Annotated in this window: 17 protein-coding genes; 5 read left to right on the top strand and 12 right to left on the bottom strand. The window is 64.0% G+C overall.

The window, feature by feature from the left end; all coding sequences use genetic code 11:
- Positions 1–47: 47 nt before the first annotated feature.
- From QXZ85_RS25670 to QXZ85_RS25630, 9 genes are all read right to left on the bottom strand, one after another.
- Entirely contained in the window at positions 48–848 is an 801-nt protein-coding gene (locus QXZ85_RS25670) for an alpha/beta hydrolase (RefSeq protein ID WP_315701554.1), read from the bottom strand.
- Between the two features lie 35 nt (positions 849–883).
- Positions 884–2,059: a serine hydrolase gene (locus QXZ85_RS25665; RefSeq protein WP_315763121.1), complete on the bottom strand. Its 1,176-nt coding sequence runs from the start codon at positions 2,057–2,059 to the stop codon at positions 884–886.
- Between the two features lie 66 nt (positions 2,060–2,125).
- Positions 2,126–3,523: an NAD(P)(+) transhydrogenase (Re/Si-specific) subunit beta gene (locus QXZ85_RS25660; RefSeq protein WP_315701556.1), complete on the bottom strand. Its 1,398-nt coding sequence runs from the start codon at positions 3,521–3,523 to the stop codon at positions 2,126–2,128.
- Between the two features lie 41 nt (positions 3,524–3,564).
- A complete protein-coding gene (locus QXZ85_RS25655) occupies positions 3,565–3,882 on the bottom strand; it encodes a proton-translocating transhydrogenase family protein (RefSeq protein ID WP_315701557.1) in 318 nt (105 codons plus the stop codon).
- A 23-nt stretch (positions 3,883–3,905) separates the two neighbouring features.
- Complete coding sequence (locus QXZ85_RS25650; protein WP_315701558.1) at positions 3,906–5,033, bottom strand: Re/Si-specific NAD(P)(+) transhydrogenase subunit alpha; 1,128 nt, start codon at positions 5,031–5,033, stop codon at positions 3,906–3,908.
- 106 nt (positions 5,034–5,139) lie between these two features.
- Positions 5,140–5,292, bottom strand: a complete 153-nt coding sequence (locus tag QXZ85_RS25645; RefSeq protein ID WP_315701560.1) for an aa3-type cytochrome c oxidase subunit IV — start codon at positions 5,290–5,292, stop codon at positions 5,140–5,142.
- Positions 5,293–5,386: 94 nt separating this feature from the next.
- Complete coding sequence (locus QXZ85_RS25640; RefSeq protein WP_315763123.1) at positions 5,387–5,782, bottom strand: type II toxin-antitoxin system death-on-curing family toxin; 396 nt, start codon at positions 5,780–5,782, stop codon at positions 5,387–5,389.
- Positions 5,779–6,003, bottom strand: coding sequence for an AbrB family transcriptional regulator (locus QXZ85_RS25635; RefSeq protein ID WP_315701562.1), 225 nt, complete (start codon positions 6,001–6,003; stop codon positions 5,779–5,781). Before QXZ85_RS25635 ends, QXZ85_RS25640 begins: the two co-directional genes overlap by 4 nt.
- A gap of 89 nt (positions 6,004–6,092) precedes the next feature.
- Complete coding sequence (locus QXZ85_RS25630; protein WP_316175075.1) at positions 6,093–8,063, bottom strand: M3 family oligoendopeptidase; 1,971 nt, start codon at positions 8,061–8,063, stop codon at positions 6,093–6,095.
- A gap of 119 nt (positions 8,064–8,182) precedes the next feature.
- Here QXZ85_RS25630 and QXZ85_RS25625 point away from each other — a divergent pair, with 119 nt between their 5' ends.
- The 3 genes from QXZ85_RS25625 to QXZ85_RS25615 all read left to right on the top strand — a co-directional run bounded on the left by QXZ85_RS25625 (position 8,183) and on the right by QXZ85_RS25615 (position 14,118).
- Entirely contained in the window at positions 8,183–9,688 is a 1,506-nt protein-coding gene (locus QXZ85_RS25625) for a sigma-54 dependent transcriptional regulator (protein WP_315701564.1), read from the top strand.
- 345 nt (positions 9,689–10,033) lie between these two features.
- On the top strand, positions 10,034–12,208 hold the full coding sequence (locus QXZ85_RS25620; RefSeq protein WP_316175073.1) for a murein L,D-transpeptidase: 2,175 nt from the start codon (positions 10,034–10,036) through the stop codon (positions 12,206–12,208).
- A 281-nt stretch (positions 12,209–12,489) separates the two neighbouring features.
- Positions 12,490–14,118, top strand: coding sequence for a DUF882 domain-containing protein (locus QXZ85_RS25615; protein ID WP_316175071.1), 1,629 nt, complete (start codon positions 12,490–12,492; stop codon positions 14,116–14,118).
- A 134-nt stretch (positions 14,119–14,252) separates the two neighbouring features.
- On the opposite strand, the gene QXZ85_RS25610 is transcribed toward QXZ85_RS25615, so the two are convergent.
- Positions 14,253–14,528: a DUF2312 domain-containing protein gene (locus QXZ85_RS25610; protein WP_315701568.1), complete on the bottom strand. Its 276-nt coding sequence runs from the start codon at positions 14,526–14,528 to the stop codon at positions 14,253–14,255.
- Positions 14,529–14,881: 353 nt separating this feature from the next.
- A complete protein-coding gene (locus QXZ85_RS25605; RefSeq protein WP_315701570.1) occupies positions 14,882–15,178 on the bottom strand; it encodes a DUF1244 domain-containing protein in 297 nt (98 codons plus the stop codon).
- Positions 15,179–15,384: 206 nt separating this feature from the next.
- On the opposite strand from QXZ85_RS25605, the gene QXZ85_RS25600 reads away from it, so the two are divergent.
- Both QXZ85_RS25600 and pyk read left to right on the top strand, forming a co-directional pair.
- Complete coding sequence (locus QXZ85_RS25600) at positions 15,385–15,972, top strand: DUF1036 domain-containing protein (RefSeq protein ID WP_315701571.1); 588 nt, start codon at positions 15,385–15,387, stop codon at positions 15,970–15,972.
- Positions 15,969–17,405 (top strand): pyruvate kinase, encoded by a 1,437-nt coding sequence (gene pyk / locus QXZ85_RS25595; RefSeq protein WP_315806201.1) that lies wholly within the window; start codon positions 15,969–15,971, stop codon positions 17,403–17,405. The genes QXZ85_RS25600 and pyk overlap by 4 nt, the downstream gene beginning before the upstream one ends.
- A 6-nt stretch (positions 17,406–17,411) precedes the next feature.
- Here pyk and QXZ85_RS25590 read toward each other — a convergent pair whose 3' ends face one another.
- Entirely contained in the window at positions 17,412–18,086 is a 675-nt protein-coding gene (locus QXZ85_RS25590) for an IS5 family transposase (RefSeq protein WP_316175069.1), read from the bottom strand.
- Between the last annotated feature and the right edge of the window lie 155 nt (positions 18,087–18,241).

Here is an 18,241-nt window from a genome sequence, read left to right as displayed (position 1 = left end):
GCAGCGCGACAGCAACAAACCAGCACAACAGACGCGTGATATTGGTCCTATGATCCGTCGATGAATCGCTTCGCTGTCTCCGTCGCACCAAACCTATCCAGATCGTTGTGACCGCCGTCAGGAAACGCTACGAATTGCTTGGGGTCATGCGCAAGCCTGTATAGTCGTTCCCCGAAGCGGATCGAAATCGCAGGATCCTTCTCCCCATGCATGATCAACAGCGGCACTTTGACGCGTGCGATCCGCAGATCGGATCGAAACCGATCCAGCATGAGCAGGCTGACCGGCGCGAACCGGAACATGGCGCCGGCAACCTCCACAATGGACGTATAAGGAGCTTCCAGGATCAGCTTGGCGATCGGCTTGTCGGCCGCAATCGCGGTGGCGACGCCGCTGCCGAGGGAGAAGCCCCAGGCCACGATGCGGTCAGGTGCATAGCGCGCGGCCGTGAAGGCATAGGCAGCGTCGGCGTCCAATAGCAGCCCGTGCTCGCTCGGACTGCCGGTCGAACCGGCATAGCCGCGATAGGATAGCGCGACGAGGCCGGTGCCATCGGCCGTCAACGCCTTGAAGCGCGGGACGAGACCCGCCAGGACATCGCCGTTGCCGTGGAAATACAGCACGACCTTGCGACCGGGCCTGGCCGGCACATGCCAGACGACGACCTTCTCGCCATCGGCCGAGGTCAGCACATGCTCTTCGGCCTGCGGAAATCCAGCCGCGTCAGGTGCCGTGCGGCCGACCGGCGGGATCGGAAACAGCATCGTGCGCTGCTTGACGAACAGCACGGCAAGCCCGCAAGCGTAGAGCCCGGCAAGGACGATAAGAAGCCATTTGAGGAGAGCCATCGGGCGCGCCGCCAAGTGCTTACCGGCATCAATCATCACATCAACAGGCTCGGCAGCACGGCCTCGCGCACGACGCGGATCGGCGGCATCCATTGATCGGGCGCGCTGTAGTTTCCTGCCATGACGACAACGATCAGGTCGAGATCAGGCATAACATAGAGCCGCTGGCCGCCATTGCCTGCGGCGCCGACCCAATGCTCCAGATGCACCTTGTCGCCGGCGCGAAACTCCATGTCGCCAAGGTACCATTGATAGCCGTAGCGCTGCAGCTCGTTGACGGAGACGCGCGGGACGAAACACTCCGTGAGCCAATCCGCGGGCACCACTTGGCGCGCACCAACCTTGCCATCGTCCATCACGAGCTGGCCGATGCGCGCGAGATCATGCAGCGTCATGCGCAGGCCGGAAGCTGCCACCGGCTCGCCATCGGCCGAGCCGCGTTGCCGGCCGACCCAGGTCTCGCTGCTGGTGATCCATTCCGTGCGGCCGATGCCGAGCGGATCGAACAGCGCGGTGCGCGCATAGTCGGGCAATGAACGCCCCGTGCCCTTGGCAATCAGCCGGCCGAGCAGCGCGGTCGCGCCGCCACTGTATTGCCAGCGCTTGCCAGGAGGCCCGATGACTGGCCGCTCCAGCACGAAGCGATAGCGATCCTCCGCCATCTCCATGCCGATCTCGTCGTTATCTGGGCTGTCGTAGGCTAAACCGATCTCGTTCCATCGGGTGCCGAGCGACATCGACAGCGCATGTCCGATGGTCTGCTGCCTGCGCCGTTCATCGGCCGCAACCAGGTCCTGATATTCAGGGAACTGCGCGTAGAGCGGCGCGTTTGGCGGCGGAACCTTGCCGTCCGCGAGCGCGATGCCATAGAGCAGCGCGACGATGCTCTTGGTTGCCGAATAGAGATTGTGCAGCGTATCTGGGCCAAATCGCACGAGGCCCAGCGACTGCCCCCAATTATTGTCTTCCGCCTCGAAATAGCGTTCCAACGCGATCCGCCGGTGGCGCACGACGAGCACGCCGTGCAGGCCCCATACGCGCTTGTCCGCGATCAGTCTGTCGAGACGCGGCGCAAGGTCCGCCGTCAGGCCGGCATCGGTAGGAGCCGCTTTTTGCCATGGCCCGGCAGGCGCGGCTGAACTCGCGAGACCGACATCGCCAGCCGCCAAGGTTGCGGTTGCGCCTGCAATCACCTCGCGACGGTCCAGCATTGGATGGCTCCGGCCTAGTCTCTGGCCAAGCGAGTTTAGCCGGTTTCCGACATAGCGTCTGGTGATTTACATCGCCTTGACGATGCTCTCGGTCATCTTCTTGGCGTCGCCGAGCAGCATCATCGTGTTGTCGCGGTAGAACAGCGGGTTGTCGATGCCGGCATAGCCGGAGGCGAGCGAGCGCTTGATGAACATCACCGTGCCGGCCTTCCAGACCTGCAGCACCGGCATGCCGTAGATCGGCGAGGACTTATCCTCTTCGGCCGCCGGGTTGGTGACGTCGTTGGCGCCGATCACGAAGGCGACGTCGGCCTGGGCGAATTCGGAGTTGATGTCCTCGAGTTCGAACACCTCGTCGTACGGCACGTTGGCTTCGGCGAGCAGCACGTTCATGTGGCCGGGCATGCGGCCGGCGACCGGGTGGATGGCGTATTTCACCTCCACCCCTTCCTTCTTCAGCGTGTCGGCCATCTCGCGCAGCGCGTGCTGGGCCTGCGCCACCGCCATGCCGTAGCCGGGCACGATGATGACCTTGGAGGCATTCTTCATGATGAAGGCGGCGTCCTCGGCCGAGCCGAGTTTGGCCGGCTTCTGTTCGCCGGTGCCGACGCTTGCGGCTGCGGTCTCGCCGCCGAATCCGCCGAGGATGACCGAGATGAAGGACCGGTTCATCGCGTGACACATGATGTAGGACAGGATCGCGCCTGACGAGCCGACCAGCGCGCCGGTGATGATCAGCGCCGAATTGCCGAGCGTGAAGCCGATGCCGGCCGCGGCCCAACCGGAATAGGAGTTGAGCATCGAGATCACGACCGGCATATCGGCGCCGCCGATCGGGATGATCATGAGCACGCCGAGCGCCAGCGCCAGGACGACGTTCAGCCAGAAGAAGCCCGCGCTGCCGGTAACGACGAGGCCGACGATGCAGGCGACCAGGGCAATTGCGAGCACGATGTTGATGAGGTGCCGCGCCGGCAGGATGATCGGGGCACCGCTCATGCGCGCCGACAGTTTCAGGAACGCGATCACCGAGCCGGTGAAGGTCAGCGCGCCGATGGCGACGCCGAGCGACATTTCGACCAGGCTCTGGGTGTGGATGTTGGCGGGCGTGCCGATGTCGAAGGCTTCCGGCGCATAGAACGCGCCGGCCGCGACCAGCACCGCGGCCATGCCGACCAGCGAGTGGAAGGCCGCGACAAGTTCGGGCATTGCGGTCATCGGCACCCGGCGCGCGATCACCGCGCCGATGCCGCCGCCGATCGCGATGCCGAGAATGACCAGCATCCAGGCGACGCCATCGGCCGGCGGATGATTGGCCAGCGTGGTGACGACCGCAATCACCATGCCGGCCATGCCGAGGAAATTGCCCCGCCGGCTGGTGGCCGGGCTCGACAGGCCGCGCAGCGACAGGATGAACAGCACACCTGCCACGAGATAAAGGAGTGCCGACAGATTGGCGTTCATTGCGAGATGCCCCGTTGATGCCTGCGCGCGATGCGGCGTTGTTACCTGGACTTCTTCTTGTACATGGCCAGCATGCGCTGGGTGACGAGGAAGCCGCCGAAGATGTTCACGCAGGCGAAGATCAAGGCGATGAAGCCGAAGCCGCGCGCCCAGCCGCTGCCGCTCGAGATCATGCCGACGCCGACCGCGAGCAGCGCACCGACCACGATCACCGAGGAGATCGCGTTGGTGACCGACATCAGCGGCGTATGCAGCGCAGGTGTCACTGACCATACGACGAAGTAGCCGACGAACACGGCCAGCACGAAAATCGAGAGCCGGAACACGAAGGGATCAACGGCTTGGGCGACATGCTCCATGACTTTTCTCCTGATGCCTCTGACTATGCCTTCGGCTGGAAATTCGGATGGATGATGGCGCCATCCTTTGTCAAAGCCGTGGCCTTGACCAGATCGTCATCCCAATTGACGGCCAGGGATTTGGTTGCCTTGTCGATCATGGTCTCGATGAAGGACAGGAGGTTACGCGCATAGAGGCTGGAGGCGGAGGCCGCGACGCGGCCGGCGAGGTTCGGAATACCGACGATCTTGATGCCGTCGACGTCGACCGTCTCCCCGAGCTTGGCGCCCTCCACATTGCCGCCGCGCTCAACGGCGAGGTCGACCAGCACCGAGCCGGGCCGCATCGATTTGACCATGTCGAGCGTGACCAGCCGTGGGGCCGGCCGGCCCGGGATCAGTGCGGTCGTAATGACGATATCCTGCTTCTTGAGATGCTCGGCCGTCAGTGCCGCCTGCTTGGCCTGATACTCCTTGGACATTTCCTTGGCGTAGCCGCCGGCGGTCTGCGCACTCTTGAACTCCTCGTCCTCGACGGCGAGGAATTTCGCGCCAAGGCTCTCGACCTGCTCCTTGGTGGCAGGCCGCACGTCGGTCGCGGACACGATCGCGCCGAGACGACGCGCGGTCGCGATCGCCTGCAGGCCGGCGACGCCGACGCCCATCACGAAGACCTTCGCGGCCGGCACCGTGCCGGCCGCGGTCATCATCATCGGGAAGGCGCGGCCAAATGCCTCGGCGGCCTCAATCACGGCGCGGTAGCCCGCAAGATTGGCCTGGCTCGACAGCACGTCCATCACCTGCGCGCGGGTGATGCGCGGCATCAGCTCCATGGCGAAGGCCGAGATACCGGCATCGGCCATTGCCTTCAGTGCGCCATCATTGCCGTAGGGGTCCATGATCGCGATGACCAGCGCGCCACGCTTATATTGGGCAAGCTCCGACGGCTCCGGCCGCTTCACCTTGATGACGATGTCGGCGTCCTTGAGCGCATCCGCGCTCACCGTGGCGCCGGCGGCAGCAAACTCGGCATCCGGCACGCCCGACTTGACGCCGGCGCCCGGCTCGACCGCAACCTCGGCGCCTAAGGACTTGAATTTCTTCACCGTATCGGGCGAGGCGGCAACCCGCGGCTCCGACGGGTCGATTTCCTTGGCGACGGCAATCTTCATGAGGCCTCCGGCGCGGGCGCGCGCGCGAGCTGGTAGGGTGCGGAATTCCAGGTGTTTCAGCCGGGCGGCCGAAAGCCCGCCGGCAACTTGCGGCGGGCAAATGGACTTAAGTGAGGAAAATTGCCATCAAGATGACGATGAGCGCGACGGTGATGGTGCCGTACTTCACCAGCTTGATGAAGCCCTCATAGGTCGCCTCATGCGCCGCGTAGTCGTTGCCGTCAGCCGTCGAATAGGCGACTTCGCCGTGATCTGCCATCTGGGTCCCCCGAAAAATTTCCTTTAATGGCTCGCATAGCGCAAAGCCGGTCGCAGGGCAACGGCGCCCCGATTGCACGCCTTTTCTTATCAGGTCATTGAGGCGGCCAATTGTCCCGGATCCAGCGGGTCAGACTGGCCTCGCTGACCTCGCCCGCAGCGAGGGAGAGGATGATGATCGTGGCCTGTGCAGGATCGGGCGCAAAGGCCGCGCCGTTTCTTCGGAGAAACGTCGTCATCACCGTGAAAGCGATCCGCTTGTTGCCGTCGACAAAGGCATGGTTCTTTGCAAGGCCGAAGGCATAGGCCGCCCCGAGCCTAGGCAGCATGGCGTGCTCGTAGCTCCATTTATTGACGGGCTCCTCGAGTGCCAAGCGGAGCATTCCCTCGTCGCGGAAGCCCGACGCCCCGCCGAAGCGGCGGAGTTGGCGGGTATGGATCGCGATGGCCTGCTCGTAACTGATCCAGAGCGGCTCCGGCGCCTCGCTCATTTCGCGAGGGCCACCAAGGTATCCCTGTACTGATCCATGATCTCGTCGGCGATCTCCATCGTCCGCTCGAAATCCGGATCGTAAGGCAGCGCCTGGAAGCCGCCGCCGGGAAGCTCGACGATATGCAACTGCTGGCCGCGCTTGAGATCGAGCCGTTGCATCAATTCGCGCGGCAGCAAGAGCCCATCGGAATTGCCGATCTTCTTGATCTCGATCTTCATGACAGGCTCCAGATAGCCTACGGGCGCGTTATACAATCCGTACAACACGCCCGAGGCAACCGTTTAACAGATGTTTTACGTCCCTGCCCTCACCCCATCGTCTCCAGCTCGTCGATCATGCCGGCGATCACCGACAGGCCGCCATCCCAGAACTTCGGGTCCTTTGCGTCCAGGCCGAACGGCCTGAGCAGCTCCGAATAATGCTTGGTGCCGCCGGCAGCGAGCATCGCGAGGTAGCGCTCGGCAAACCCGTCCGCGGCGTGCTCGTAGACCGCATACAGCGAATTCACCAGGCAGTCGCCGAACGCATAGGCGTAGACGTAGAACGGCGAATGGATGAAGTGCGGGATGTACATCCAGAAATTCTCATAGCCCGGCTTGATCTCGATCGCCTCGCCGAGGCTCTCGTTCTGCACCGACAGCCAGATCTGGCCGATGCGCTCGGCAGTGAGCTCGCCGTTCTTGCGCTCGGTATGCACGGCGCGCTCGAACGAATAGAACGCGATCTGGCGCACCACTGTGTTGATCATGTCCTCGACCTTGCCGGCGAGCAGCGCCTGGCGTTGCTTGGCGTTCTTGGTCTCGCCCAGCAGCCGCTTGAAGGTCAGCATCTCGCCGAACACGCTCGCGGTCTCCGCCAGCGTCAACGGCGTCGGCGCCATCAGCGCGCCATTCTTGGCCGCCAGCACCTGATGCACGCCATGGCCGAGCTCATGGGCGAGCGTCATCACGTCGCGCGGCTTGCCCTGATAGTTCATCAGCACATAGGGATGGGCGGAGGGCGTCGTCGGGTGTGAGAAGGCCCCGGGCGCCTTCCCCGGCCGCACCGGCGCATCGATCCAGCGCTGATCGAAAAAGCGCTGGGCGATGTCGGCCATGTCAGGCGAAAAGCCGCGATAGGCCGTCAGCACCATGTTCTTTGCCTCGGGCCAGGCGATGGTCGAGGTGGCGGCGAAGGGCAGCGGCGCATTGCGGTCCCAATGCGCGAGCTTCTTCTTTTTGAACCAGCGCGCCTTCAGAGCGTAGTAACGATGCGACAGTTTCGGGTAGGCCGCGCGCACCGAAGCAACCAGCGCGTCGACCACCTCGCGCTCGACGCGATTGTTCAGGTGGCGGGAGTCCGCGACGTCCTGGAAGCCGCGCCAGCGGTCGGAAATGTCCTTGTCCTTGGCGAGCGTATTGGTGATCAGCGCAAAGGTGCGCTCATTGGCCTTGAAGGTCTTGGCCAGCGCTTCGGCAGCCGCCTTGCGCTTGGCGCCGTCGCGATCCTGCAGGAAGCTGAGCGTCGGCTCGATTGCGAGCTCCTTTCCGCCAACCTTGAAGCGAAGCGCGGCGATGGTCTGGTCGAACAGCCGATTCCAGGCCGAATAGCCGGTCTGTGATTTCTCGTGAAACAACTGTTCGACGCGATCTTCGAGCTGGTACGGCTTGTCCTTGCGCAGATCCTCGATCCAGGGCCGGTAATGGTCGAGCGCGGGCGCCTGCATCGCACGCTCAATCACCGCATCGTCGACGCGGTTGAGTTCGAGCGGAAAGAACAGAAGGTGCATCGAGGCCGCGGTCAGCCGTTCCGAAATATCGCCGTAAAATTTGGAGATTGCAGGATCGACGCTGTCGCCGGCATGCACGAGCCCTGCATAAGACCCGAGCCGTCCTGCGAGATCGTCGATCGCTTCATAGCGTCGGACGGCTCCCGCGAGCCACTCACCGCCATCCTCGCGCGCAGTGTGCTCGGCGAGCTTGCCTTTATAATCGGTCTCGAACGCGATGCAGTCCGCATCCATCTGCTCAAGATCGCGCGTGATCTCCGGAGCCTCGATTCCCGCATAGAGATCGTCCAGGTTCCACACCGGCAACGCGCCGGTCTTGATGCCGCCCTTGACAGCGCTCTTGGCGGCAGTCTTGGCGGCAGTCTTGGCGACCGGCTTCGCCGGCCCCTTGGCGAGACTCTTCTTGGTCGGCTTCGCTGGGGCCTTGCCCTTGGCGACTGACTTGGTGGCCGGCTTCGCAGTCGGCTTGGCGGTCTTGCGGAGGGCAGAAGAAGAAGCGCGCGAGCTCATCGTGTCCGTAACCTGTTGTTCAAACGTTGTCGCGAACCGCAACGATTAAGGTTGCGTTAATCGGTGTCGGCGAGAGTGCCCCGATTCGAGACAGATAGTTGTAGCGTGCGAGGAAAGCCATGGCTGCCAGCATTTTGATCGCCGACGACGATCCCGTCCAGCGTCGGCTGGTGGAGAACATGGTACAGAAATGCGGCTATGAAGCGATTGTCGTCGACACCGGCGACGCGGTCATCGACAAGCTGACCGGCCCTGATGCGGCCGCCATCGACGCTCTCCTGCTCGACCTCGTGATGCCCGGTCTCGACGGCATGGGCGTGCTCGCGAAGATGCGCGAAGCCGGTCTGTCCATCCCCGTGATCGTGCAGACCGCCCATGGCGGCATCGATAACGTCGTCTCGGCCATGCGCGCCGGCGCGCACGATTTCGTGGTCAAGCCGGTCGGCCTGGAGCGGCTGCAGGTCTCACTTCGCAACGCGCTCAACACTTCGGCGCTGAAGGGCGAATTGCAACGCATCCGCCACAGCCGCGAGGGGCGACTGACCTTCGCCGACATCATCAGCCGCAGCGAGGCGATGACGCCGATCCTGCGCATCGCCGACAAGGCTGCGGCATCCGCGATCCCGGTCCTGATCGAAGGTGAATCCGGCGTCGGCAAGGAGCTGTTCGCCCGCGCCATTCACGGCAGCAGCGAGCGCAAGAGCAAACCGTTCGTCGCGGTCAATTGCGGCGCAATCCCGGACAATCTGGTGGAATCGATCCTGTTCGGCCACGAGAAGGGCGCATTCACCGGCGCGACCGAACGCCACATGGGCAAGTTCGTCGAGGCCCATGGCGGCACCCTGTTCCTCGACGAGGTGTCCGAGCTGCCGCTCACCGCGCAGGTGAAGCTGTTGCGCGCGCTGCAGGAAGGCGCCGTGGAGGCGGTCGGCGGCCGCAGGCCGGTGAAGGTCGATGTGCGCATCATCTCCGCGACCAACCGCAAGCTGCTCGACCAGGTGAAAGAAGGCCATTTTCGCGAGGACTTGTTCTACCGCCTGCACGTGCTGCCGCTGACGATCCCGCCGCTGCGCACGCGCCGCGAAGACATTCCGCACCTGTTGCGGCATTTCCTCGCGCGCTTCGCCGCCGAGGAAAATCGTGTGCTGACCGGCATCAGCGGCGAGGCGGTCGGCTATCTCACCCAGCTCGATTGGCCCGGCAACATCCGCCAGCTCGAGAACGCGGTCTATCGCGCCGTCGTGATGAGCGAGGGCGACCAGCTCGATCTCGCCGATTTCCCGCTGATTCCCACCCATGCACCGCCGGTGCAGCCGGCGCCGCCGCTCGTCATCGAGCGTCCCCTCCAGGCGGCACCTGCAGTCGTTCCAGGTAATGAAATACCAATCGCTCCCCTGCCCCTTCACGGCGCTTTGGCCATGCTCACGCCGGAGGGCGAGGTCCGCCCGTTGGAAGAGCTCGAAAATGAGATCATCCGGTTTGCGATCACGCATTATCGCGGCCAGATGTCCGAAGTGGCGCGACGGCTGAAGATCGGCCGCTCCACGCTCTATCGCAAACTCGATGACATCAATGGCGACGATGCCGAGGCGGACACCAGTGCGAGCCACCCTCCGGTCGAATGAGGCAAATCGCCCCCCTGCATCGAATTAGAGCGACATGCCCTCTTGATCGACTGAAAAACGCCGCAAGGCTGCGCAACCATGGAACATCTGAACCGTTGCCTTGCGGTGACAGACACAGGAAAAAACGCGTGGCACAAACGCACGATAGAGCTGATCGGGTTTTTTCCGGAGAGTCAGTTTGTCGTGAGTTGCTCCGCATGGCGCTGGCCGCGTAAGCGGGGCTTGGTTACCGTTTGACGTAATTCGTTGCGTGCAGGCGTGCCGCTCTCAGAAACTGGCGCTTGAGCCGACCGACGAAAACCGACGCTGCTCCCTGCCGGAGCAGAACATCCAAGGGAAGCGACGATGCGAGACTGTTCGAAGAACCGTGGTGGATATGACCGCGTGCTGATGGCCGTCGCGGCAAGCTTCCTCGCGGTATCGGCAACATCGGCGCTGGCGCAAAGCGATGCGCGCAGCAGCGCCGCCGAACTCGCAATCGAAGCAGCGATCCCGCGGCCGGAGCCCGCCAATGTGCCGCCACCGACCGCAAGCGACTTCAAGCTCGACACCACCGCCACGGTTTCGCCGGATGCGGCCAAAGCGCCTGCAGCACCGCAGGACACCGCGACCGCGCCGCCTGCTCCCGTGATCAAGCCGGCGAGCAGCGCGGCTGCGCCGTCGACCGAGCCGGACAAGGCCGCGACGGCACCGGCCGCCGCGCCATCCGCTCCGGCCACGGCCACTGCGCCCACCGCCGAGCCCGCAAAGGATCCGGTCAAGGCCGCAAGCAATGTGCCGGCCGCCGACCAGCCGGTCGCCGATCGCCTGCGCGACCTGATGACCACCAAGGGCCTCCGCTATTTCGATCGCAAGGCCGAGCGTGCGGCCGTCGAGAAGTTCTATACGACCCGCGACTACGCCCCGATCTGGACACAAGCTGGCAGCCTGACGACGTCGGCCAAGGGCGTCATCGCACGGCTGCAGGATGCCGCTTCCGACGGGCTCAATCCCGAAGACTATCCGGTGCCGGATTTCGCCGCGGCAACGAGTTCGCCCGATGCGCTCGCCGAAGCCGACCTGAAGCTAACCGCCAGCATGCTGGACTATGCGCGGCAGGCGCAGAGCGGCCGCCTGCACTGGTCCCAGGTCTCCGGCGACATCCAATATCCCGAGCACCCGGTCGATCCGAACGAGGTGCTCGCCAATGTCATCGGCGCGAAGGATGCCTCCGCCGCGCTCGACAGCTACAATCCGCCGCAGAAGCTCTACAAGGAGCTGAAGGCCAAGCTCGCCGAATTGCGCGGCGATACGGGTGCCGGCACGATCAAGATCGATGACGGCCCGGCGCTGAAATATACGCCGGCGCGCGGCAAGAACGCGCCGGAGGCCGAGGCCCAGATGTCCGATCCGCGCGTGCCGCAGCTGCGCGCCAGGCTCGGGCTCACCGAGAACGCGGACGACACCAATTACGATGCCAAGCTCGCCGCCGCCGTCCGCAAATTCCAGGCAGGCGTCGACCTCAAGCCGACCGGCATTCTCGATGATCGCACGGTCAAAGCGCTCAACACGCCGAAGCGCGACCGGCAGATCGACACCATCGTCGTCAACATGGAGCGCTGGCGCTGGCTGCCGCGCGATCTCGGCGCCCCCGGGATCGGCGACGCCTATGTGATCCTCAACATTCCCGACTACACGCTCAAGGTCATGCAGCACGGCGCGCAGGTCTGGACCACGCGGGTCGTCGTCGGCAAGCCGGGCATTCACGCCACGCCGCTGCTGACCGAGACCATGAAATACATCACGGTCAATCCGACCTGGAACGTGCCGCCCTCGATCGTCTATGGCGAATACCTGCCGGCGCTGCAGCAGGATCCGGACGTGCTCGCGCGCATGGGTCTGAGGCTGGAGCGAAACCGCGACGGTTCGGTGCACATCTCGCAGCCGCCGGGCGACGGCAATGCGCTCGGCCGCGTCCGCTTCAACTTCCCGAACAAGTTCCTGGTCTATCAGCACGACACGCCGGACAAATACCTGTTCGCCAAGGACGAGCGCGCCTACAGCCATGGCTGCATGCGCGTGCAGTATCCGGATCAATATGCCTCGGTGCTGCTCAACATCACGCAGCCGAACGAGCACTACACGCCGGAGAAGATCCGCAGCATGTACGGCTCGAGCGAGGTCGATCTGAAATTCCCGACCCCGATTCCGGTCAACATCACCTATCAGACCGCCTTCGTCGACGATGCCGGCAAGCTGCAAGTCCGCAAGGACATCTACGGCCGCGACGCCACCATGATCGGGATGCTGAAGAACAACCGCGGCAAGGACCTCGAAAACGTGGTCGCCCACGCGCAGCCGAGCTATTCGCGCCCAACCGGACCGCTGCCGAGTTCAGTCAGTGTCGCCAGCGGCAATGATTTCTCGTCGGGGCCAAACTTCTTCGAGCGCCTGTTCGGCGGCGGCTTCGGCAACCCGACGCCACCGGCTCCGGTGGGGCGTCGCGGCCAGTCACAGCAGCGCCGGATCTTCACCCGCTGAGCTGGCGGGCCGACTGTTCCAGCTTGTCCGGCTGATTCGCCAACCTCGCTCCCGGCCCGTGGCCCGTGAGCGGGGTTGTTCTTTTGGTAACCATTCCAACCCACCAAGAATCACTGGCACTTTTTCGCCACACTCAAGCGCTTATGTTAAGCCTAATCTGGGGGGCGGGCCGGTCAATCTCCCTTAACCATCCCGCCTTAAATACGCGTTTGCTCTCTCTTCCGCCGGACGGGCCGCAAGAGGGTATTTGAGTAAACGCTCGTCGACGGGTGGGCTGCATCTTGCTGTCTATTTTCGCGCGCCAATGGCATTCGCTGCCCAGGACGGGCCGCAAGGCTGGATGTCAGATCGGCTTGGTCTCGGTGCTGCTGTTCGGCGCTGCCGGGTCGGTCCATGACGCGACGGCACTGAACGAGACCCGCACGCTTTCCTTTCACCACACCCATTCCGGCGAAGACCTCACGGTCACCTTCAAGCGCGAGGGCCGCTATGACGAAGAGGCGCTGAAGAAGCTCAATCATTACCTGCGCGACTGGCGCACCCAGGACGAGACGGTGATGAATCGCCATCTGTTCGACATCCTGTGGGAAGTCTATCGCGACGTCGACGGCAAGCAGCCGATCCAGATCATCTCGTCCTACCGCTCGCCGGCCACCAATGCGATGCTGCGCCGGCGCTCGGCGCATACGGGCGTGGCCCGCTACAGCCAGCACATGCTGGGGCATGCGATGGATTTCTTCATCCCCGGCGTGCCCCTCGAACAGATTCGCTATGCCGGCCTCCGGCTGCAGCGCGGCGGCGTCGGCTTCTATCCCACGTCCGGCTCGCCCTTCGTTCATCTCGACACCGGCAATATCCGCCACTGGCCACGAATGACCCATGACCAGCTGGTCAGAGTCTTCCCCGACGGCCGCACCGTTCATATTCCGTCCGATGGCGCGCCGCTGAAGGGCTATGAGCTCGCGCGGGCCGATATCGAGAAGCGCGGCAATGGCGATGATGCAGGTTCGAGCAAGCCGAGCCTGTTTGCGCGGTTGTTCCGTGGCCGTCCTGCCGAGGATGAGGAGGAGAGCGCCTCGGAAGCCGATGCCAAGCCGGTGCAGGTCGCAGCGATGGCTCCGGCCAAAACAACGGACCCGAAGGCCGGCGACAGCAAGACGGCAAACGGCAAAGCCACGGAGGCCAAATTGGCTCGCGGCAAGCTCGTGAACACGTTGCAACTTGCTTCCGCCGATTCGCAGCTGGTTCAGGCCGGCAAGCCGCAGCCGGCGTCATCGGCTAGCGGCGGGGCGCAGGCCGCCGGCGACCAGGCTGCACCGCAGACCATGTCCGACATCATCAATGCGCGCGGCTTCTGGGGGGACGATCCCGCCAATCCGAAACAGGCGACCCCGGAGCAGGTCGCAGCGATTGCGGCGCGCCACGCGGCCGACCCGCAGCCGACCGCCAGTCTGATGAACGCGATGGCGTTCGCGCCTCCCGCTTCCTCCCCGGTCGACCGCTCCCGGATCGTCGCAGCATCGGCACCGATCCCGGTCCGCAACACCCGCTCGCCGGCACGCAATGCGGCACCTGCGGCCGAGACCACCACGCGGGCCGCCAAGGACCCGCAAGGGCATGACGGTGTGATCACGACCGAGACGCGGATTTCCGCCGCCAAGAGCACCGACACGATCTGGATGCGGGCGATGTTGCTGGCCCCGAGCGTGTCGAGCTCGATGTCGGTCACCACACTGGGCGACCCCGACCTCACGCTCATGCGCAACTATTTCGTCAAGCCGCAGATGGTGCTTGCGATGAGCTTCTCGGAGGATCCTGCGCAGGGCCTGAGCTACGTCCAGTTCTCGGGCTCGGCGACGGTGAAGCTCGAGACGAAGGCCTTCGTCTTGCGCTCCGCAGCATTGCGCTGACGGCACTGCCCCGGGGCTAGCGAGCGTCGCCCCGGGCGAAGACACCGCAGTCGCCGTACGCCAATAAAACGACGCTCCCCGTCGCGGACGGGAAGCATCGGAACGAAGCCTTCAACGAAGCATTCGATGTCAACTCAGATCATTCCCAGCGCCTGCATGTAGGTCTCGAGAATGCTCTCTTCTTCCTGGCGCTCGTTGGGGTCCTGCTTGCGCAGGCGGATGATCGTGCGCAGGGCCTTGACGTCGAAACCGTTGCCCTTGCTCTCGGCATAGACGTCCTTGATGTCTTCGGAGATCGCCTTCTTCTCCTCCTCCAGGCGCTCGATGCGCTCGATGATCGACTTCAGTTGGTCTACGGCAAAGCGGGTTGCAGGCGAGTCGTCATCCTTCGCAGCGGCGGCGGTGGCCATCTGATACTCCTGAGTGGAACTGGTGTGGCTCGATGAGGGCGCCAATCGTTGCAAGGCGCGCGTTCTTTCAGGAAGACCCTCAAATTTGGCGTGCCCTGCGTCAAGGCAACATCGCCCTCATCCACAGCGCGCCCACATCTTGTTGCGGCCACACGCCCGCAGCCCACAAAATGCGGCCGCGCCGCTTGCGTTTTTCTTGCGTCTCCTGGATCGGCCCGATTCGCGACTGTGGCGCAGGCTTTCTCCCGTCCTATCCCGCGAAAGTAACGCGAAAGGAAGCATCCAACCTATCGTTGGGCAGACGGCTCAGGGGGATTCATCCGAATTGACCGGGCATGATTCGCCAGCACGATTCAGTGACCCGGATGCACCTTTTTCATCGCCTCGAGCTGCTCAGCCGTCGCCTCGCGCTGGTACTTCGTCTTCCATTCGTCGTAAGGCATGCCGTAGATCGCCTCGCGACTCTCATCCTTGGTCATCGGGACGCCCTGCGCATCCGCAGCGTCCTTCAGCCAGTTCGACAGGCAATTGCGACAGAAGCCGGCCAGATTCATCAATTCGATATTCTGAACGTCGGTCCGGCTCCGCAGGTGTTCGACCAGCCTGCGGAAAGCAGCCGCCTCAAGCTCGGTCCGGGTGGTTGTATCCATCGTCGCCTCTTTCGTGTTCCGTTCCCTGTGTCGCGTTATGCCAGATTTCTGGTATATAGTCTGGCCTCGTCGCCGGTTTGGCCAAATCGCGTTGCAGCGAAGAGCTTTGGGGGCTCGGTTGCAGCGTTGCATCGCCATCGCCCTCAATGTTGAGAGCCGCAGCCAAGTCACGCGACACCATCCAACGTTTGATATAGCGTCGCGCAATGATCCCCGAAATCTCCGCCCTCCTCCGTTTTCCGATCTGTCGGCCGGGTGTCGGACTGCTGTCGGTGCTCGGTTTGGCAATGCTCTGCCTCTGGACCAGCCCGGCGGCGGCCGATTTCCGCCTGTGCAACAACACCTCGAGCCGCGTCGGCGTTGCGCTCGGTTACAAAGATGCTGAAGGCTGGACCACCGAAGGCTGGTGGAACGTGTCCTCGCGCAGCTGCGAAACCCTGCTGAAGGGAACCCTGGTCGCGCGCTATTACTATATTTACGCGCTGGACTATGACCGCGGCGGCGAATGGTCGGGCCAAGCCTTCATGTGCTCACGCGACAAGGAATTCACCATCAAGGGCACCGAGAACTGCCTGGCGCGGGGCTTCGACCGCACCGGCTTTTTCGAGGTCGACACCGGTGACCAGCGCGCCTGGACCGTGCAGCTCACCGAAGCCAATGAGCAGCCGGCGCAACAGCGGGTGCCGGGCATCCCCGGAACGCTGGGGCCGAGCGGCAATGTGCCGGGGCTGCCGGCCCCGCCGCAAGGCGCTCCGCCCGCAGCTGCGCCGCCTGCCGCAGCGCCGAAGCCATGAGGCGGCTGCGCCGGATCAAGATCCTGGCGACCCTGGGCCCGGCATCCTCGGACAGCGGGATGATCCGCAAGCTGTTCGAGGCCGGCGCCGACATCTTCCGCATCAACATGAGCCACACCTCTCATGACAAGATGCGGGAGCTGGTGGCCACGATCCGTAACGTCGAATCGAGCTATGGCCGGCCGATCGGCATCCTGGTCGACCTCCAGGGACCGAAACTCAGGCTCGGCACCTTTGCCGATGGCGGGACGCAGTTGCAGAACGGCCAGAGTTTCATGCTGGATTCGGACAAGACGCCGGGCGATTCGAATCGCGTCTACCTTCCGCATCCGGAAATCCTCGCTGCGCTGCGACCGGGCCACGTGCTGCTGCTGGACGACGGCAAGGTGCGTCTGGTGGCCGAGGAGACCTCGCCGACTTTCGCCGTCACACGCGTCGTGGTCGGCGGCCGCATGTCCGACCGCAAGGGCGTCAGCCTGCCCGACACCGATCTGCCGGTCTCGGCGATGACGCCGAAGGACCGCGCCGATCTCGATGCCGCGCTCAACACCGGCGTCGACTGGATCGCGCTCTCCTTCGTGCAGCGCGCCGACGACGTGCTCGAAGCCAAGAAGATCATCCGCGGCCGCGCCGCCGTGATGTCCAAGATCGAGAAGCCGCAGGCGATCGACCGCCTCACCGACATCGTCGAGGCCTCGGACGCGTTGATGGTGGCGCGCGGCGACCTCGGCGTCGAGCTGCCGCTGGAGCGGGTGCCGGGCCTGCAGAAGCAGATGACGCGGCTGGCGCGACGCGCCGGCAAACCCGTGGTGATCGCGACGCAGATGCTGGAATCGATGATCCAGTCGCCGGTGCCTACCCGCGCCGAAGTCTCCGACGTCGCCACCGCGGTCTATGAGGGCGCCGACGCCATCATGCTCTCGGCCGAATCGGCGGCCGGCAAATATCCGGTCGAAGCGGTCTCGACCATGAACCGGATCGGCGAGGAAGTGGAGCGCGATCTCGTCTATCGCTCGGTGATCACCGCGCAACGGCCGGAGCCGGAGTCGACCGCCGGCGATGCCATTGCCGATGCCGCGCGGCAGATCGCCGAGACGCTGGACCTGCCGACCATCATCTGCTGGACCTCGTCTGGCTCGACCGCGATCCGCGTCGCGCGCGAGCGGCCGAAGCCGCCGATCGTCGCGATCACGCCCAATCTCGCCACGGGCCGCAAATTGTCGGTGGTCTGGGGCGTGCATTGCGTGGTTGCCGAGGATGCGCGCGATCAGGACGACATGGTCGACCGCGCCGGCTCGATCGCCTTTCGCGACGGCTTCGTCCGCGCCGGCCAGCGCGTGCTGATCGTCGCGGGCGTGCCGCTCGGGACACCCGGCACCACCAACATGGTGCGCATCGCCTATGTCGGTCCGTCCGGCGACGCTTACATGTGAGCGCAGCTAGGACGCGGACTCACTAAGGCGCAGCCACAACCGGATTGACGCGAGTTGAACAAATGCAAGGTAGTTGGCGGCGAGCCTGTCGTAGCGCGTCGCTACCCGACGGCATTGCTTGATCCTGTTGAAGAACCGTTCGACCTGATTGCGAGCGCGGTAGAGGTACGGGCTGAAGCAGATCGGATCGCTGCGATTGCTTTTCGGCGGGATGTTGGCCCATGCGCCCTTCTTCATGGCAAGCTCCCTGATCCAGTCGGCGTCATAGCCTCGGTCGGCAAGCAGCCTCGATCCGAATTTAAGACGGGACAGCAGTTTTCCGGCCAGTCGAACGTCGTGCGCCTCGCCGGGGCTCAACGCCAGCCGTACAGGCGGCAGACCATTGCCATCGACCACCGCGTGGATTTTGCTCGTCAAACCGCCGCGTGACCTTCCCATCGATTGGCGCGGGTTCCTTGTGATACAGGCCCCATGTTGATGCACGCGAACAATAGACGTGTCGATCATCTGCACCGCAGCATCATGAGCACCGGCCAGTGCGCTCATGAGCTTGGCCCACACGCCCGCCCGTCGTGGCACACCGCGCGGCTTATTCGGCAGCATCGGCTCAATAGCGAACCACTCATTGTCCGTGAGTTCGTAGCGCACGATCGGCCCCTTCCGTCTGGTGGCTTGAATCATGGCTCGGCTGTCAGGCTCAACTGGTCGCTGTGCACCCGAAAGCGGACCTATTATGCTTACCTTGAGTATTGTCGTTCATGACCCTGGCTGCGTGAAAACGACGAGTCAGATAGAGATCGTCTCGGGGTTTTCGGAGACGACCGATGCGACGGTTC

Origin of the sequence: Bradyrhizobium sp. SZCCHNGR1005 (genome assembly GCF_032489995.1) — a bacterium.
GTDB lineage: Bacteria > Pseudomonadota > Alphaproteobacteria > Rhizobiales > Xanthobacteraceae > Bradyrhizobium.
Note: the sequence above shows the minus strand (reverse complement) of the source record. Positions and strands in the feature narration are given on the sequence as shown.

What these genes read in the sequence shown, in the direction of transcription:
- QXZ85_RS25670 (WP_315701554.1), bottom strand. Translation starts at nt 848, where the DNA reads ATGGCTCTCCTCAAATGGCTTCTTATCGTCCTTGCCGGGCTCTACGCT.
- QXZ85_RS25665 (WP_315763121.1), bottom strand. Translation starts at nt 2,059, where the DNA reads ATGCTGGACCGTCGCGAGGTGATTGCAGGCGCAACCGCAACCTTGGCG.
- QXZ85_RS25660 (WP_315701556.1), bottom strand. Translation starts at nt 3,523, where the DNA reads ATGAACGCCAATCTGTCGGCACTCCTTTATCTCGTGGCAGGTGTGCTG.
- QXZ85_RS25655 (WP_315701557.1), bottom strand. Translation starts at nt 3,882, where the DNA reads ATGGAGCATGTCGCCCAAGCCGTTGATCCCTTCGTGTTCCGGCTCTCG.
- QXZ85_RS25650 (WP_315701558.1), bottom strand. Translation starts at nt 5,033, where the DNA reads ATGAAGATTGCCGTCGCCAAGGAAATCGACCCGTCGGAGCCGCGGGTT.
- QXZ85_RS25645 (WP_315701560.1), bottom strand. Translation starts at nt 5,292, where the DNA reads ATGGCAGATCACGGCGAAGTCGCCTATTCGACGGCTGACGGCAACGAC.
- QXZ85_RS25640 (WP_315763123.1), bottom strand. Translation starts at nt 5,782, where the DNA reads ATGAGCGAGGCGCCGGAGCCGCTCTGGATCAGTTACGAGCAGGCCATC.
- QXZ85_RS25635 (WP_315701562.1), bottom strand. Translation starts at nt 6,003, where the DNA reads ATGAAGATCGAGATCAAGAAGATCGGCAATTCCGATGGGCTCTTGCTG.
- QXZ85_RS25630 (WP_316175075.1), bottom strand. Translation starts at nt 8,063, where the DNA reads ATGAGCTCGCGCGCTTCTTCTTCTGCCCTCCGCAAGACCGCCAAGCCG.
- QXZ85_RS25625 (WP_315701564.1), top strand. Translation starts at nt 8,183, where the DNA reads ATGGCTGCCAGCATTTTGATCGCCGACGACGATCCCGTCCAGCGTCGG.
- QXZ85_RS25620 (WP_316175073.1), top strand. Translation starts at nt 10,034, where the DNA reads ATGCGAGACTGTTCGAAGAACCGTGGTGGATATGACCGCGTGCTGATG.
- QXZ85_RS25610 (WP_315701568.1), bottom strand. Translation starts at nt 14,528, where the DNA reads ATGGCCACCGCCGCCGCTGCGAAGGATGACGACTCGCCTGCAACCCGC.
- QXZ85_RS25605 (WP_315701570.1), bottom strand. Translation starts at nt 15,178, where the DNA reads ATGGATACAACCACCCGGACCGAGCTTGAGGCGGCTGCTTTCCGCAGG.
- QXZ85_RS25600 (WP_315701571.1), top strand. Translation starts at nt 15,385, where the DNA reads ATGATCCCCGAAATCTCCGCCCTCCTCCGTTTTCCGATCTGTCGGCCG.
- pyk (WP_315806201.1), top strand. Translation starts at nt 15,969, where the DNA reads ATGAGGCGGCTGCGCCGGATCAAGATCCTGGCGACCCTGGGCCCGGCA.
- QXZ85_RS25590 (WP_316175069.1), bottom strand. Translation starts at nt 18,086, where the DNA reads ATGATTCAAGCCACCAGACGGAAGGGGCCGATCGTGCGCTACGAACTC.